Annotated in this window: 16 protein-coding genes; 11 read left to right on the top strand and 5 right to left on the bottom strand. The window is 33.8% G+C overall.

From position 1 onward, the window contains the following. On the bottom strand, positions 1 to 864 hold the full coding sequence (locus ACVEGE_RS10195; RefSeq protein WP_192501389.1) for a helix-turn-helix domain-containing protein: 864 nt from the start codon (positions 862 to 864) through the stop codon (positions 1 to 3). Positions 865 to 953: 89 nt separating this feature from the next. On the opposite strand from ACVEGE_RS10195, the gene ACVEGE_RS10190 reads away from it, so the two are divergent. The 3 genes from ACVEGE_RS10190 to ACVEGE_RS10180 all read left to right on the top strand — a co-directional run bounded on the left by ACVEGE_RS10190 (position 954) and on the right by ACVEGE_RS10180 (position 2,327). Continuing rightward, positions 954 to 1,316 carry a DUF983 domain-containing protein gene (locus ACVEGE_RS10190; protein WP_173850425.1) on the top strand — a complete coding sequence of 121 codons (363 nt, stop codon included), beginning with the start codon at positions 954 to 956 and terminating at the stop codon, positions 1,314 to 1,316. 112 nt (positions 1,317 to 1,428) lie between these two features. After that, a complete protein-coding gene (locus ACVEGE_RS10185; protein WP_192501388.1) occupies positions 1,429 to 1,752 on the top strand; it encodes a DUF6370 family protein in 324 nt (107 codons plus the stop codon). Further along, positions 1,752 to 2,327, top strand: a complete 576-nt coding sequence (locus tag ACVEGE_RS10180; RefSeq protein ID WP_192501387.1) for a Crp/Fnr family transcriptional regulator — start codon at positions 1,752 to 1,754, stop codon at positions 2,325 to 2,327. The genes ACVEGE_RS10185 and ACVEGE_RS10180 overlap by 1 nt, the downstream gene beginning before the upstream one ends. A gap of 382 nt (positions 2,328 to 2,709) precedes the next feature. On the opposite strand, the gene ACVEGE_RS10175 is transcribed toward ACVEGE_RS10180, so the two are convergent. Then, positions 2,710 to 3,594, bottom strand: coding sequence for a phospholipase A (locus ACVEGE_RS10175; protein WP_192501386.1), 885 nt, complete (start codon positions 3,592 to 3,594; stop codon positions 2,710 to 2,712). Between the two features lie 591 nt (positions 3,595 to 4,185). On the opposite strand from ACVEGE_RS10175, the gene ACVEGE_RS10170 reads away from it, so the two are divergent. The 5 genes from ACVEGE_RS10170 (at position 4,186) to ACVEGE_RS10150 (ending at position 8,228) form a co-directional block, all read left to right on the top strand. Further along, positions 4,186 to 5,724: a vWA domain-containing protein gene (locus ACVEGE_RS10170; protein ID WP_192501385.1), complete on the top strand. Its 1,539-nt coding sequence runs from the start codon at positions 4,186 to 4,188 to the stop codon at positions 5,722 to 5,724. Between the two features lie 53 nt (positions 5,725 to 5,777). After that, positions 5,778 to 6,578: a TatD family hydrolase gene (locus ACVEGE_RS10165; protein WP_173850433.1), complete on the top strand. Its 801-nt coding sequence runs from the start codon at positions 5,778 to 5,780 to the stop codon at positions 6,576 to 6,578. A 98-nt stretch (positions 6,579 to 6,676) separates the two neighbouring features. Beyond that, positions 6,677 to 7,108 (top strand): UPF0158 family protein, encoded by a 432-nt coding sequence (locus tag ACVEGE_RS10160; RefSeq protein ID WP_192501384.1) that lies wholly within the window; start codon positions 6,677 to 6,679, stop codon positions 7,106 to 7,108. A 101-nt stretch (positions 7,109 to 7,209) separates the two neighbouring features. Then, positions 7,210 to 7,926 carry a pirin family protein gene (locus ACVEGE_RS10155; protein WP_192501383.1) on the top strand — a complete coding sequence of 239 codons (717 nt, stop codon included), beginning with the start codon at positions 7,210 to 7,212 and terminating at the stop codon, positions 7,924 to 7,926. Between the two features lie 17 nt (positions 7,927 to 7,943). After that, positions 7,944 to 8,228, top strand: coding sequence for a GNAT family N-acetyltransferase (locus ACVEGE_RS10150; protein WP_192501382.1), 285 nt, complete (start codon positions 7,944 to 7,946; stop codon positions 8,226 to 8,228). Between the two features lie 141 nt (positions 8,229 to 8,369). On the opposite strand, the gene ACVEGE_RS10145 is transcribed toward ACVEGE_RS10150, so the two are convergent. After that, positions 8,370 to 10,001 carry a hypothetical protein gene (locus ACVEGE_RS10145; RefSeq protein WP_192501381.1) on the bottom strand — a complete coding sequence of 544 codons (1,632 nt, stop codon included), beginning with the start codon at positions 9,999 to 10,001 and terminating at the stop codon, positions 8,370 to 8,372. 193 nt (positions 10,002 to 10,194) lie between these two features. Between ACVEGE_RS10145 and ACVEGE_RS10140 the strand changes: the two genes are divergently transcribed. After that, the gene (locus ACVEGE_RS10140) at positions 10,195 to 10,602 is read left to right on the top strand and encodes an OsmC family protein (RefSeq protein ID WP_192501380.1); all 408 of its coding nucleotides are present in this window, start codon (positions 10,195 to 10,197) and stop codon (positions 10,600 to 10,602) included. Positions 10,603 to 10,830: 228 nt separating this feature from the next. Continuing rightward, positions 10,831 to 11,706, top strand: a complete 876-nt coding sequence (gene fabD, locus ACVEGE_RS10135; RefSeq protein WP_192501379.1) for an ACP S-malonyltransferase — start codon at positions 10,831 to 10,833, stop codon at positions 11,704 to 11,706. A 105-nt stretch (positions 11,707 to 11,811) separates the two neighbouring features. Here the strand turns inward: fabD and galE are convergent, their stop codons facing one another. Together galE and ACVEGE_RS10125 are read right to left on the bottom strand one after the other, a co-directional pair. Next, on the bottom strand, positions 11,812 to 12,825 hold the full coding sequence (gene galE / locus ACVEGE_RS10130) for a UDP-glucose 4-epimerase GalE (protein ID WP_192501378.1): 1,014 nt from the start codon (positions 12,823 to 12,825) through the stop codon (positions 11,812 to 11,814). Between the two features lie 78 nt (positions 12,826 to 12,903). Next, complete coding sequence (locus tag ACVEGE_RS10125) at positions 12,904 to 14,034, bottom strand: DegT/DnrJ/EryC1/StrS family aminotransferase (protein WP_192501377.1); 1,131 nt, start codon at positions 14,032 to 14,034, stop codon at positions 12,904 to 12,906. 263 nt (positions 14,035 to 14,297) lie between these two features. Here ACVEGE_RS10125 and ACVEGE_RS10120 point away from each other — a divergent pair, with 263 nt between their 5' ends. Further along, the gene (locus tag ACVEGE_RS10120) at positions 14,298 to 15,539 is read left to right on the top strand and encodes a 3-deoxy-D-manno-octulosonic acid transferase (RefSeq protein WP_192501376.1); all 1,242 of its coding nucleotides are present in this window, start codon (positions 14,298 to 14,300) and stop codon (positions 15,537 to 15,539) included. Positions 15,540 to 15,632: the final 93 nt, after the last annotated feature.

The following is a 15,632-nucleotide window of genomic DNA, read 5'->3' as shown; positions in this document are numbered from 1 at the left end:
TCACTGTTTTGACAACCTAAACATCTTTGGTGTCATTCCTGTATTTTTTTTAAACAACCGCATAAAATAAGAATAATCATCATAGCCTAATTTGGTTGCTATTTCGTTTACCGTTAAATTCTTATCCATCAACATTCGTTTTGATTCTAGAATAATGCGCTCTGTAATGACCTGAGTAGTGGTTTTTTGTAACATCTCATTACAAATTCTGTTCAAGTGTTTTAAAGTAATACTAAGCGCGTCAGCATAAAATGAAGCCGCTTTCTCCGTAATAAATTTAGCTTCTAGCAATTGTGCAAAATGCTTAATTTTACTATTGTAGGAATGAATTTCAGGCACTGCCGTTTCATTGTATTTCCTTGCAAGTTCAATATGAATAATATCCAGTAAGTTAAGAATTTTATCCTGCTTAAAAATCTTGTTATCACTCGCTTCATCAAGCATCATTTGAAACAAAGGTTGTAAAACAGCCGACTCCTCCTTGCTTAAAATAATCTCAGATTTTGCATTCACCGAAAAGTAAAATGGAAAACTATCAATGTCTTTTTGTCCAAAATATAAATTATACATTTCCTGAGAATAAAACACCACATATCCATCAACATCCTCTGATAAATCCCAATGATGCATTTGTCCGGGCTGCAAGACAAAAACGCTTCCTGGATGCACATTAAACTTATCAAAATCTACCTCATGAGTCCCAGAACCAACAATAAAGAAAGCCAAAACATAAAAATCATGGCGGTGTGGCTTTTCTACAAAACTATGAGTAACCAAATGATTTTGGAATGTATTGATATAAAAATCACTATTAACCAAGTTACAGTTAAAATGCTGAATATTGTAAACAGGATACTTTTTCATAATGTAAAAATGTCTTTATTATGCTATAATTAGCGAAGATATAAAATACCCATAAGAGAATGATAGAATACCTTTGAAAAAAAATTAAAATGGCAAATACACTTGTTCACATCCTAAATAATGAATGCCCCCAATGTCATGAAGGAAAAGTTTTTAATGAAAAAAGTATTTTCTTTAATATTGGGTTTCCTAAAATGAATGCAAGCTGCTCTCATTGCAACTATAAATTCGAGAAAGAACCTGGTTACTTCTTTGGCGCAATGTATGTAAACTATGGACTCACCGTAGCTCAAGCCATCGCAACTTATGTAATCGCTCAGTTTTTCTTTCCCGTAGCATTCGACTTAAGAATTATTCCTATAATTGCTTTTGTAATAATTGCAATGGCTTCTTTTAACATTCGGTTTTCACGATTGCTGTGGATATATATGTTTAAAAATTACGCTATGTAATTCACTATTAATCTTTTTATTAGCCTAATTTCACAAACAAAACCACAAGTTTTTATCTTGCTTTCCTGAATTCGAAATAAAATACTTATTTTCGTATTTATAAAATAAAAAGATGAAAAACTTATTTTTAAGTGGTTTACTATTTGCTGCATTATCATTATCAGCACAAGAAAAAAAAACAGCTCAAAAAACACAAATCGTAGAAGCCTCATGTGGTGAATGTCAATTTGGGTTAAAAGGAAAAGGCTGTGATCTTGCAGTAAGGATTGATGGAAAAGCCTACTTTGTTGACGGAACATCGATTGACGAGCACGGTGATGCACATGGAGCCGATGGTTTTTGTGAAGCAGTTCGAAAAGCTGAAGTAACGGGAAAAATAGTTAATAATCGTTATAAGGTTTCGTATTTTAAATTACTTCCTGAAGAGCAAAAGTAATGCAGTTAATACTTCAAAATATTGCAAAACACATCATGCTTTCACCTGAGGAACAATTGCTGTTTTTATCAAAAGTAAATACACAACAGTTCAAAGCCAAAAGTATTTTGCTAAACTCGGGCGATATTTGCAAATACTCTTATTTTGTGAATTCGGGGATTTTAAGAAGTTTTAACATCAACGACCATATTGTCGAACACGTCCTGAACTTTGCCACTGAGGGGTATTGGATTGGTGACATGTATAGTTTGCTTTCACAAAAACCGGGAAATCTTTTTATAGAAGTTCTCGAAGATGCCGAAGTTGTTTTTTTATCAAAAGAAAAACAAGAAATATTATATAAAGAAATCCCGAAGCTAGAGCGATTTTTCAGGATCTTGATCGAAAACTCTTTGGTAGCCAACCAAGAGCGCCTTATGGATAACCTTAGCTTATCCGCTGAAGAGCGCTTTGAGAAATTTTGTGGCAAATACCCAACACTAATTCAAAAAGTGCCTCAAAAACAAATCGCCTCCTATATAGGGGTAACTCCAGAGTTTTTCAGTAAAATGAAAGCGCGATTATTGCGGAAGTAGTTATACTTAGTGATCTTTATTGTACTAAAAATAAACCCAATACAACCTGATTTATAAAACCAAGCCCAATCTAGATACAATTAATAATTGTAAGTTACGATAAGTGAAATAAAAAATACAGAGCGTTTTAAATCACCTGAAAATGTCAAGAAAGACATTTTTATAAAAAATAATAGTATACAATTCACCTCTATAATAAAGGTTATTATCGATCAATAGATCCAACAAGAATATAATCTCATGTAAATAGCAAGAAAATAAGCTTTGTAGATGAGAAGTAATTTCACACAATCACACACAAAACGTTAATCATACCTAGCCAAATATGTAATTTAAAAAAACTATATCAAATATAGCATTGGTATTGTCTTCAAACTACTCTCTACCAATTCGCAAATGAAACCCCGATCCCTAAGGTCGTTTGACTTACGTTATAATCAATTAAGGTTTCTCCATAGCCTTGAAAAAATTGAGCATGCCCTCTTAAGTGACCGTGAATTGGAAAAACGTAATTAAGTTGAATATTTCCTTTTTCGAAAGTGCTAAAGGAGTGATTTATGAGTGTATAAAACTCATGTCGACCAAAATGGGTTCCTATTTCTAATTCAGCATCACCAACATATTTGGTGATATTTGGGTTTTCGTCTTCAGTGTCAGGCAAACGATACCAAGGTCTGAAATTTATATTCCAATTATTATATTCGTAGCCTATATTAAATACAATTCTGTTCCAACTTCTTGATGTAGGAATGTCTTTTCCATTAGATTGATGGTTTAGTATAACTCCAAAAGTCCTGATTTTTCCTTTAAAGACATTAATATCCATTGGAAAATTCAAGATAATTTCAGGTTCGTAATTAAGCTCTCTAAAAGCTCTTGATAGTTTTTTATTGTAGATCTGCCAGTGTGCTTTTTGAGTATATCCCACCCACAAATCACCAGTTCCAAAGAAAACACCTTGCATCACTTTAGTCTTAAAACTGATTTGAAATTTGGCTTCAATATTATTAAAAATATTTTTGTCTTTAGTAGCAAATTCACCGCTTTCGTCAAATGGCGCTTCATTTTTCTTGCTCGACCAGCGCGCAGCAGCAAAATATATAGGACGGTAGGAAACTAGCCTAAAAGTTCCTTGCTTATCAATACTGTCTAATTCCCATTGTTGCGATATGTTTTTTCTAATAATCACATTATCAAAATCGATTTGTGAGAAAGCAGTTGAAGAAACCATAAACATAAATAGAATGACTTTGTATAATTGCGGCATGCTAGCTATTTTAAATTATTATAATCAACAAAAGTAGTTGATAACAGTCATAAATCAGTTGTGTAAATTCAATTTAAGTTTACACAATTACCATGTTTCTAGAATCATTAGATTTTAGACATTTGGAAAACTTTTAGATAAAATAGCTGCATTTTTTTATATTACACTACTTAATTTAAAAAAAGAATTTAATTATACTTAAACAATTTATAAAACGATCCAATTCCTAGATGCATAAATCATAAGAATACTCTTTTAACTTATAAAAACAGTTCTCTTTTATAACTACAAATTTTTCAGTCACTTGAATTATTTGTGGTTTATTTTTTGTTAATTTGATACTAAATCGTTCAATAAACGAACCTAGTGCAACTATTCAAAAAATACATAAAAATTTTAATTTAAAAAAACCTTTAAACAAAAACAATTTTGAATTTTATTTCAAATTAATAGTCCGAACAAACAAAAGAAAAGGTTAAGAAAGCTATAACCCAATAAAAAAAGAAGGGATAATTTTATCATTTAAAACCCCTTGAATACATAAATACTATACAAAAAAAAACATTCTTTTTAATTTTTAAAACATTTATAATGACACAAAAACATTTTATTATTATATCCTTTTCATTACTCCTTTTAACTAATTGTAAACAAAAGAATGACATTCAAGAAATGGATTCAATTACAATATCAGCACCCGCAGAATATGACGAGATAGCTATTGATGAACCTAACAGTGAAAGTTACGCAGAGACTGAAGAAAGTTCCTTTGAGTCTCCTAAAACGGCCCCACTTTCTACTTTTTCTATTGATGTAGACAATGCTTCTTATACAAACATTCGTCGTTTTATAAATAATGGACAAAAAGTCCCTACTGATGCTGTTCGAGTAGAAGAGATGATAAACTTTTTTAAATATGACTACCCGCAACCTAACGAAAAAAACCCTTTCTCAATCAATACAGAATACAGTGACTGTCCTTGGAATGAAAACCATAAATTATTAAAAATTGGCTTACAAGGAAAAAACATCCCTATGACTAATTTGCCTGCATCCAACTTAGTGTTTCTAATTGATGTTTCGGGATCTATGAGTGAGGATAATAAACTGCCTTTATTGAAAGAATCAATGCGAATTTTGGTCCAAGAACTGAGACCTAAAGATAAGGTAGCTATTGTGGTCTACGCTGGATCAGCTGGTGTTGTCTTACCTCCAACATCTGGGGATAAAAAAGAAACCATTATGGATGCCTTTGATAACTTGAATGCAGGCGGAAGCACTGCAGGAGGTGAGGGAATTGAACTAGCTTATAAATTAGCTGCAGAGAACTTTATCAAAGAAGGAAACAATAGAATTGTAATGGCAACCGATGGTGATTTTAATGTAGGTAGTTCTTCTGATAGCGACATGGAAGATTTAATTGAAGAAAAAAGAAAATCAGGAGTGTTCTTAACCGTTTTAGGCTACGGAATGGGTAACTATAAAGACAGTAAAATGGAAATTTTGGCTGATAAAGGAAATGGTAATTACGCATATATTGACAACATACAGGAAGCCAATCGTTTTTTAGGAAAAGAGTTTAAAGGTTTTATGTTTGCTATTGCAAAAGATGTAAAAATTCAAATAGAATTTAACCCTAAACATGTACAAGCTTATCGATTGATAGGATATGAAAATCGAAGATTGAAAGCCGAAGATTTTAAGAATGATGCTGTAGATGCTGGTGAATTAGGTAGTGGTCATACCGTAACCGCACTGTACGAGATCATACCAACAGGAGTTAAAAGTAGTTTTATCCCTGATGTTTTAAAATATTCAAAAACAAAAACAGAAACTATCAATTATAATGATGAACTAGCGACCGTAAAATTTAGATATAAAAAACCCGATGGAGAAAAAAGTATCGAAATGATTCAAACTATCAACAGTAAATTAGTAGGATTACAAAGCAGCTCAGCTGATTTTAAATTCAGTGTTGCAGTTGCTTGGTTTGGTTTAAAATTAAAAGAGTCCAAATTAATTACAAATACCTCCGTTGAATCCATCAAGAAATTAGCGAAGTCAGGTTCTTCAAATGATGATGAAGGATATAAATCTGAATTCATAAGATTAGTTGATAATGCTAAATAATGCAATAATAAACGAAAACGGAATCTAAATCAATACCTACATTAGATAAGACAATGACAACATACATAGATATAGGAATTAATTTAACTAATAAACAATTCTACAACGACATTGATAACATCATACAAGACGCAGTTAAAGCTAATGTATCTAAAATGATAATCACTGGTACAAGTATAAAAAACAGCGAGCAATCAGCATTAATTGCTACAAAACATCCAGATACTTTATACACCACGGCAGGAATCCATCCGCATGAAGCGAAAAATTTTGATAATCAAAGTATTTCGAAGCTAAAGGAATTATTATTACAACCCCAAGTAGTTGCTGTAGGGGAATGTGGACTCGATTTTGATCGGGATTTTTCGCCCAGAAACATACAAGAAAGCTGTTATGAAGCGCAGTTAGCATTAGCAATTGAAACTCAGAAACCATTATTCCTACATGAAAGAGCCGCTTTTTCACGATTTATAAGTATTACTAACCAGTATTTACCCGAATTGCCCAAAGCAGTCGTACACTGTTTTACAGGAACTTTGCAGGAAGCAAAAATTTATCTCGATAACGGATTCTATCTTGGTTTTACCGGAGCAATATCAGACACTTGGCGTTTTCAACATTTAAAAGAAGTGCTGCAATACATCCCGCTAAACAAAATAATGATTGAAACCGACGCACCCTTTATGTTACCCAAGAATGTTACTAAAAACCTCTTAAAAAAACAGCACGAACGCCGTTGTGAACCTGCTTTTCTACCTTTTATTGCCGAAACAATTGCACACTTTAAAGGAATCACAATAGATAAAGTAGCTGAACATACCACATTAAATTCTAAAACTTTTTTCGGAATTTAAAATATGAAGTCACTTATTACTAACCACAAACACCTCAGTTTACTGAGGTGTTTGTGGTTATTTTTTTATTAATTTTAGAAATCATAAACCCACAAACTATGAAAATTTTAAGTGAATCACAAATAAAAGAAATAGCCGAGCAAATGGATTGTGGTATGCGCTGTTACCACAATACGAAAACAAACAAACTACTCTTTTTTCCAGTTGAATTAGACTTTGAAGATGAAGTCAACGCCGAGTTCTGGCAAGAGGATATTGAAGAATTAGAAAATGAAGCTACTAATTACCTAGAAGTTGAAAAGCCAGAAAGTCATGATTCCTTCAGCATGATGCAAGAATTTGCAAACAGTACTTCGCTAGATACTAAGTTTCAAGACAAATTGATTACCGTTCTAGAGATGAGAAAACCTTTTGCCAATTTTAAAACTTGTATTGATAATTCAGACTATAGAGAAGATTGGTTTCGTTTTAAAAGTAATTGGATGCAAAAATGGGTAAAAGATCATTTAAAAATGAATTTAGAAGAATAGTTCACTCTAAACCCCATCAGCCCATTTCTTAATCTACATTAAGTGTCCCTTGATTGTTTAGTGCGTAAATTTGTATAACATAAATCACTAAATTTATAAACATGGAAAATACTGTATTACACAAAGCAACTACTAGAGGACACGCAGATCATGGATGGTTAAATGCTTACCACAGCTTTAGTTTTGGTAGTTGGTACAATCCAGAAAGAGTACAATTTGGTGCACTTCGTGTTTTGAATGACGATACTATTGCGGCAGGAATGGGTTTTGGTACTCATCCGCACGATAATATGGAGATTTTAACGATTCCGCTTGAAGGTGATTTAGCACACAAGGACAGCATGGGGAATACGGAGACTATTAAAAATGGCGATGTACAGGTGATGAGCGCGGGAACTGGAGTCAAACACAGTGAGTTTAACCCTAACGATGATCAAAGAACAAAATTATTACAGATTTGGGTTTTCCCCAACAAGAAGAATGTAACGCCTCGCTACCAACAAATAACGTTGAATAAGGCGGATCGACACAATAAATTACAACAAATTCTATCTCCTAATCCAGAGGACGAAGGTGTATGGATTCATCAAGATGCTTGGTTTCATTTGGGAAAATTAGAGAAAGACAGTACTATTGACTATCACATTAAGAAAGAAGGCAACGGCGTTTATGCTTTTGTGCTTTCGGGACAATTGACCATTAACGGTCAAGAATTAGACACTCGAGATGGTTTTGGAATTTGGAATACAACAACATTAGAATTAAAAATGAATTCAGATGTTGAACTATTGCTAATGGAAGTTCCAATGCAATACTAACTAAAAACAAAAAGACGATGAGTAAAAAAGTGCAATTAGAAAATAACGAAAAAGAAGGTGTTTTTTATATCGAAAACAATGGTGAACTATTAGGTAAAATGATCTTTAGACATACTGGCTCTAAGCAAATAACCATTGACCACACAGAGGTTACAGATGATGAAACTGGAAAAGGATTAGGAAAAGAAATGGTTACAGAAGCTGTTTCTTATGCCCGAAAAGAAGGCATCACTATTGTTCCATCTTGTCCTTTTGTAGCACATGTTTTTGATGAAAATGCTAATTTTAAGGATGTATTGTAACAACTGCCTTACTATTAAAATAGTGAATTATTAAAGCAAAAGCGCTGTAGAAGCAAACGCTATACTGCTAAAACTAATAAAAAAGGCTGACTCCTAATATACATTAGTGTCAGCCTTTTTATTGTTAAGCAAATTCTATTTTTATTTATCTTTTAAGTCTAAATTTTGAAACGATGAAACATCAATAACAGCTTCCATATCTACATCAAAAGATAGTGTTACACGATCTCCTATCATTGTAACTGGTAACTGACTCGATATTTGAGAAGATCCCACAAAGATGTTAGGGTAGTCTTTTACTTTAAAGTAATAAAAACTATTGCCATTTTTAACGTCATTTTGGATTCTAGTAATCACTGTTGTTAGCACTTTTCTATTAGAAACACTATTTGGATTTACCTTATTATCTGACATATTGTAGACATTTTTATACGATGTTAATGCCTCACGCATGGTATTCCCTACTCCCACAATAGTATAATCAGATATGGCAACCATAGCAAACATTTTTACTAAGCCACCTTTATCTTTCAAGGTCATCACATACGTTGGAATATTATTGATATTATATGGAATAGGCAACGAAGCTTGATAACCTTTCTCCTGTACTTTACCCTGTGCTGAACTTTGAGCAGCATACTCTGTAGCGCCACCTTGTTTGTAAAAAGTAGCTTCTTTTGTTCGCGTATCTACTAACACAAATCCTACCGCAGATTCATCTTTTCCTACAGAGGTTAATCCTGTGTACCAATATGATCTGTTGTCGTTACCATATACTAATGTCAATCCTTCGGTAATTTGAAGTTTGTTTTCATTAGAAAAGTTCCAATATCCCTGCACATATTCTCCCCAATCGTTTAACTGTTCTTCTATAAATTTAATCGGTTGAATGCGGTCTACCCATTTAGGTGTGTTTGCAATCGAATATTCTTTCATTTGGCCTGTTTGTGCATTGATTAGAACAATTCCTGTTGCTTCGTCTCCGCTGAAACCAATTTCTTTTTTGAATGTAGTCACTACCCAAAAAGGCAATCCTTTATCGTCAATCTCAAAACTAAAATCTTCTAAACCTACCGTAGCATAGCCGTTTAAATACAATAGTCGTTGAATATTTGATTGAAAATACGCTTTAGGTTGGTACTTAATTTTTACTGGGATTCCGCCAATGTTTTGTACCAACTTCACATCTCTTTCATTTGTAGCCGATACCATTACATATCCAGCTGATCCAGACCTATTGTTCATCCATTTAAAAAAACCAGAGTGCAACAACGGAGCTACCCAATACAAGTCATTGTTCACCTTTTGAATACAGAACTCTCCTAATTCTACCTGGCTACCTAATGCAGGTTGTGATCCCAGTACTTTCTCTCCTAATAAGTGTGCTAAATCCTCATCTACCACTCTAATTTCATCAATAGAAATAGGAGCAATATGATTAGAAATTTTATTGCCATCAGCTACCTTACCTATGAGTGTTTGATAAGCTGCTGTTCTAAAAATAGGCAAACTAGTCAATAGTGGTGTAATTACAAGATAAGCTAGCACCACAAGCATGAAGTACAAAACAAATTTATTAGGCCTTTTAGCAATTTTTACTTGCTTTTTGTCTGGCGAAATATGCAGACCCGTTGATATGAAAATCCATAGCACACTTAACAATACTAGCGCAATAGGAAATCCCACAAAACCATAATTAATGGTAGGCATCCCTACATAAAAAAGTAAAAGCGCAACTATAATAAAAAGCGAACCCGAAACTATATTTTTCATAATAAAAGAGCATTTAATAATTAGTAGATAAATCCTTATTTTGTTACATCAAACCTAAAGTTAATTCTAGGGAAACTTAGATAAGTTGAGCTCCAAATAATTATTTAAAAAACAGTAAATTAGCACTAGCTCAAACCAATTGTGGCAGCCACTTTATCCTAACTTTCAAATACACATTTTAAAACACTACCAAATGGAAAACGCACTCGAAAATGATATTACAGGACATATAGGAACACAAAAATATTTGTGCACTATTACATGGCGCAACGGCCAATTTATAATGGACGAACCTGAAAAAATTGAAGGCCGAGATTTAGGACCTGATCCCTATACTACGCTGCTTGCCTCGTTAGCAGCTTGTACGCTCTCTACTTTAAGAATGTACATTGATCGAAAAGGATGGGACATACCCGAAATCAATATTGCTTTAAATTTTCATCAAGAAAGCAATCCCGAACTCACTACAACAATTACTAGAAAAATCACTTTTCCTGTTGCTGTTGAAGCTGATATAAAGAAACGATTATTGATCATTGCCGAAAAATGTCCAGTCTCTAAATTATTGAAGAGTACTATTATAATTGATACGCTGTTGTAATACTTCCCTATATAAACTAAACGGAATACATAGCCCCGATTGCACCGGCATCCTCCTAGTCCTGATCTTTAAGGACTAGGAGATAGAGGTAAAAGCGGGAGAATTGCTTGTTGCTTAACGAGAGTTGCTGCTTCTAAGTAGAAAAATGTTGTTTGTAAAAAAAAATACTATTTTTGCAGCTGGTTTAATTTCGAAAATAGTAAACCATTCAATCTTTAAATTTAAAATATGAAAGCATACGTATTTCCAGGACAAGGCGCACAATTTACAGGAATGGGAAAAGATTTATATGAAAATTCTCCTCTAGCAAAAGAATTATTTGAGCAAGCAAACGAAATTTTAGGCTTTAGAATCACAGACATCATGTTTGAAGGAACGGCTGAAGAATTGAAAGAAACAAAGGTAACACAGCCTGCGGTTTTTTTACATTCGGTTATATTAGCTAAAACTTTGGGTGCTGATTTCAAGCCAGAAATGGTTGCAGGACACTCCCTTGGAGAGTTCTCAGCTTTAGTAGCTAATGGTGCTTTGTCATTTGAAGACGGATTGAAATTAGTTTCACAAAGAGCATTAGCGATGCAAAAAGCATGCGAAATCAAGCCATCAACTATGGCGGCAGTTTTAGGACTTGCTGATAATGTAGTAGAAGAGGTTTGCGCAAGTATTGATGGAGTTGTAGTTGCAGCAAATTATAACTGCCCAGGACAATTAGTTATTTCAGGAGAAACAACTGCTGTTGAAGCGGCTTGTGTAGCTATGAAAGAAGCGGGAGCAAAACGCGCCTTATTATTGCCTGTAGGTGGTGCTTTTCACTCGCCTATGATGGAACCAGCAAGAGAGGAACTCGCAGCAGCTATTGAAGCAACTACCTTCTCTACTCCTATTTGCCCAGTGTATCAAAATGTAACGGCAAGCGCAGTTTCGGACGCAAGCGAAATCAAGAAAAACTTAATCATACAATTGACAGCTCCGGTAAAATGGACACAATCAGTACAACAAATGATTGCCGATGGCGCTACTTTATTCACTGAAGTAGGCCCAGGAAAAGTCTTGGCTGGATTGATTGGAAAAATCGATAAAGAAGCTACTACTGCAAATGCATAGGTGACATTCTTCAAAGTTTATATTAAGCTATAAAGCAAAAAATCCCAAAATATCTTCTTGATAGTTTGGGATTTTTTGATAAGTATAATTTAATGTAAAAAACAATTAGCTACGTACTTTTTGTTCCCATTTCCAAGCACTTGCCATCGCTTCGTCTAATGTAGATGCTGCTTTCCAACCTAAAACCGTATTGGCTTTATCAGTATTAGCGTAAGCTTCTGTAATATCTCCTTCACGGCGACCTACAATTTTATACGGCAGTTTTGTTCCACTTACTTTTTCGAATGCTTGAATTACTTCTAACACTGAACTTCCGGTTCCCGTTCCTAAATTAAAAGTCTCTACTTTATCAAGATTCTTTTTATCTAGTAAGCGTTTTAAAGCAATTACATGGGCTTTAGCCAAATCGACTACGTGAATATAATCACGTACTGCGGTTCCATCAGTTGTAGGATAATCATCTCCATAAACAGAGAGTTCTTTTCTTAATCCCATTCCTGTTTGTGTAATAAACGGAACTAAATTTTGAGGCACTCCTAATGGCAATTCTCCTATCTCTGCTGAGGGGTGCGAACCAATGGGGTTAAAATAACGCAATAAAATAGCATTAATATTAGTCACCTTGGCTGTATCTGTGATGATCTCCTCTCCTATCTGTTTGGTGTTTCCATAAGGCGACATCGCTGTTTGTATAGGAGCATTTTCGGTTATTGGCATTTTTTCAGCTTGACCATATACTGTACATGACGAACTAAAGATGAAATGAGCCGCGTCTTTTTTCTGTAATTCTTGCAAGAGATATACCAGCGCATTGATATTATTTTCATAATACAACAAAGGATTCTCTACACTTTCACCCACCGCTTTTGAAGCAGCAAAATGTATCACCCCTGCAATGTCTTGATTTTTACTAAAAAAATCCTGCACACTAGTTTTTACTCTTAGATCTAATTTCTCAAATGCTGGAACCTTACCCGTAATGTTTTTTATACCCTCTAAAACACTTAGTGACGTATTTGACAAATCATCGATAATTACCACTTCAAAACCTTGATTTTGGAGCTCTACAACGGTATGCGAACCTATAAATCCCAATCCTCCTGTAACCAGTATTTTCATCTTTTATTTTTAAATATTAATGGTTATGCTATTTTTTTGCTTCATAAAAAAGACGCGATTAATCGCGTCTTTTATTTCTTATTTTAAAAATTCTAAAACACTATCGGTAATGAATTTTATTTGTTCGTCGTCAAGTTCAGTATGCATTGGTAATGACAACACCTCTTGAACCAATTGATTTGTAACTGGAAAATCTTCTTCCTTATATCTTTCGTCTACATACGCCTTTTGCGAATGTAACGGAATTGGGTAATAAATAGCACAAGGAATTCCTTTGTCTAATAAATGTTGCATTAAGCCATTTCTATCAGCATCAAGAATACGTAATGTATATTGATGAAATACATGACAGTCACAAATATCACAAATTTGCGGCGCAATAATATTTTTATGCCCTTCAAAAGCTGCAGAGTATTTTCTCGCTGCATCTTGTCTCGCTGCATTATATTGATCCAGTAAAGGTAACTTTGTGTTTAAAACTGCTGCTTGAATACTATCTAAACGAGAATTTACACCCACAACATCGTGGTGGTAACGTTCGTACATTCCGTGATTTACAATTCCGCGTAACGTATGTGCCAGTGCATCATCATTTGTAAAAATTGCACCACCATCACCATAACACCCTAAATTTTTAGAAGGAAAAAACGAAGTCGCTCCTACATGTCCTATAGTACCCGCTTTTGGCTTAGCACCGTCAGACGATTTACAGTTGGCTCCTATAGCTTGCGCATTATCTTCTATCACATATAAGTTATGTTCTTTGGCAATAGCCATAATCGCTTCCATATTAGCAGCACGCCCAAATAAATGAACAGGAACAATTGCCTTTGTTTTAGGAGTAATCGCTTTTTTAATTGCATCAATAGAAATATTCATATTGTACATATCAACATCTACTAATACTGGTGTTAATTGCAACAATGCAATAACTTCAACGGTAGCAGCAAAAGTAAAATCGGCTGTGATCACCTCGTCACCTGGTTGCAAACCTAATCCCATCATTGCTATTTGCAAGGCATCAGTACCGTTTGCACAAGGAATTACGTGCTTAACACCTAAATAATCCTCTAAATTCTTTTGAAATTTATGAACTTCGGGTCCGTTGATGTACGTATTTGTATCTAAAACTTCTTGGATAGAAACGTTAACAGTCTCTTTTATTTTTTCGTATTGACTTTTTAGGTCAACCATTTGTATTTTTTTCATTCGATAAAAATTATAAATACAAAATTAAGAATTTATAATCACACTAAATTCAGAATAGCTTTTTATTTGATTCTGATTTCCGAACAATTTCATAAAAAATGTTTTGCCTTAAAAATATTCCCTACTCACTTCTCTTGAAAAAATAACTTGCAATTAAGATTCTGAATATAACTTTGTAACACTGTAGCTAAATTAATTTTTAAAATTGATCTAGAAAATCCCTAAAATAAAATATGTATTTTAGCCTTCAAAAAAATAAACCCATGTTTTTCCTATACAATAGCCTCGTTTATATGGCTTCAAAAATATTAGCTGTAGTCGCTCTTTTTAGTCCAAAAATAAAACTTTTTGTTGACGGCAGAATAAGTGTTTTCCAAATATTGAAAGAAAAAATCCAACCTACTGATAAAACGATCTGGTTTCACGCCGCATCTCTAGGAGAATACGAACAAGGCTTACCCGTAATTGAAAAAATCAAAGAAGATTTCCCAACACATAAAATTGTGGTGACCTTTTTTTCTCCTTCTGGCTATGAAGTGCGTAAAAATAACACCGTTGCTCACGCAACTGTATACCTGCCATTAGACACGCAAAAAAATGCAAAGAAATTTATTGATCTTGTACATCCTGATCTCGTTTTCTTTATTAAGTACGAATATTGGCCTAATTATCTAAATGAATTAAAAAGTCGCTCTATTAAAACGTACTTAATCTCAGGGATTCTTCGCGAAAATCAAGCGTTCTTTAAGTGGTATGGTGGTTTTTATCGAAAAGCACTAGACGCATTTGAATACTTTTTTGTTCAAAATGAAAACTCAAAGAAACTATTATTGCAATTAGGAAAAACAAATGTAGCTGTTTCAGGCGATACTCGCTTTGATCGCGTTGCCGCTATATTAGAGAAAGACAACCGCTTAGATTTTATTTCGGAATTTAAAAACAACAAAATAACAATCGTTGCAGGGAGCTCATGGCCAAAAGACGAAACCTTATTAGTAGCGTATATAAACTCAACAAAACACGCTGTAAAGTTCATCATAGCGCCTCACAACATTAAAGAGGAACAAATCACTCTATTAAAAAATAGCTTACACCGTAAAACAGTACTGTATTCAGAAATGCAAGGCAAGAATCTCGCTGATTATGATGTATTTATTATTGACACTATTGGTATCCTGACAAAAATATACAGTTATGCGGATATTGCTTATGTAGGAGGCGGATTTGGAAATCCAGGTATTCATAATTTATTAGAACCTGCCACTTTTAGTGTTCCTATAGTTATTGGCCCCAATTACTCTCATTTTCCTGAAGCCATAGCATTAGTAAATATTGGTGGTTGCATGAGCATAAATAACCAGAACGAACTCAATAATGAATTGAATGATCTTATTATAAACGATGCTTTCCGAAGCGAGAAAGGACATATTTGTAACACATTTGTCTCGATGAATAAAGGCGCAACGACGATTATTATGAAAAACATTCATCAAAAGACACTTTAATTGGTTCGAAATGGACAATTTTACAACATAATTTACTACCCAGAAAACGATAAAATACCGTCAAAAAATAAGCTTAAAAATCGCTTAAAAATA

Source organism: Flavobacterium sp. PL002 (assembly GCF_054165825.1).
This window is presented reverse-complemented; position numbering and strand designations above follow the sequence as displayed.

Excerpts from the sequence above, each read along its gene's own strand:
- fabD (WP_192501379.1), top strand. The coding sequence starts at position 10,831 with ATGAAAGCATACGTATTTCCAGGACAAGGCGCACAATTTACAGGAATG.
- ACVEGE_RS10145 (WP_192501381.1), bottom strand. The coding sequence starts at position 10,001 with ATGAAAAATATAGTTTCGGGTTCGCTTTTTATTATAGTTGCGCTTTTA.
- ACVEGE_RS10125 (WP_192501377.1), bottom strand. The coding sequence starts at position 14,034 with ATGAAAAAAATACAAATGGTTGACCTAAAAAGTCAATACGAAAAAATA.
- ACVEGE_RS10150 (WP_192501382.1), top strand. The coding sequence starts at position 7,944 with ATGAGTAAAAAAGTGCAATTAGAAAATAACGAAAAAGAAGGTGTTTTT.
- ACVEGE_RS10190 (WP_173850425.1), top strand. The coding sequence starts at position 954 with ATGGCAAATACACTTGTTCACATCCTAAATAATGAATGCCCCCAATGT.
- ACVEGE_RS10165 (WP_173850433.1), top strand. The coding sequence starts at position 5,778 with ATGACAACATACATAGATATAGGAATTAATTTAACTAATAAACAATTC.
- galE (WP_192501378.1), bottom strand. The coding sequence starts at position 12,825 with ATGAAAATACTGGTTACAGGAGGATTGGGATTTATAGGTTCGCATACC.
- ACVEGE_RS10175 (WP_192501386.1), bottom strand. The coding sequence starts at position 3,594 with ATGCCGCAATTATACAAAGTCATTCTATTTATGTTTATGGTTTCTTCA.
- ACVEGE_RS10120 (WP_192501376.1), top strand. The coding sequence starts at position 14,298 with ATGTTTTTCCTATACAATAGCCTCGTTTATATGGCTTCAAAAATATTA.
- ACVEGE_RS10160 (WP_192501384.1), top strand. The coding sequence starts at position 6,677 with ATGAAAATTTTAAGTGAATCACAAATAAAAGAAATAGCCGAGCAAATG.
- ACVEGE_RS10170 (WP_192501385.1), top strand. The coding sequence starts at position 4,186 with ATGACACAAAAACATTTTATTATTATATCCTTTTCATTACTCCTTTTA.
- ACVEGE_RS10155 (WP_192501383.1), top strand. The coding sequence starts at position 7,210 with ATGGAAAATACTGTATTACACAAAGCAACTACTAGAGGACACGCAGAT.
- ACVEGE_RS10185 (WP_192501388.1), top strand. The coding sequence starts at position 1,429 with ATGAAAAACTTATTTTTAAGTGGTTTACTATTTGCTGCATTATCATTA.
- ACVEGE_RS10195 (WP_192501389.1), bottom strand. The coding sequence starts at position 864 with ATGAAAAAGTATCCTGTTTACAATATTCAGCATTTTAACTGTAACTTG.
- ACVEGE_RS10180 (WP_192501387.1), top strand. The coding sequence starts at position 1,752 with ATGCAGTTAATACTTCAAAATATTGCAAAACACATCATGCTTTCACCT.
- ACVEGE_RS10140 (WP_192501380.1), top strand. The coding sequence starts at position 10,195 with ATGGAAAACGCACTCGAAAATGATATTACAGGACATATAGGAACACAA.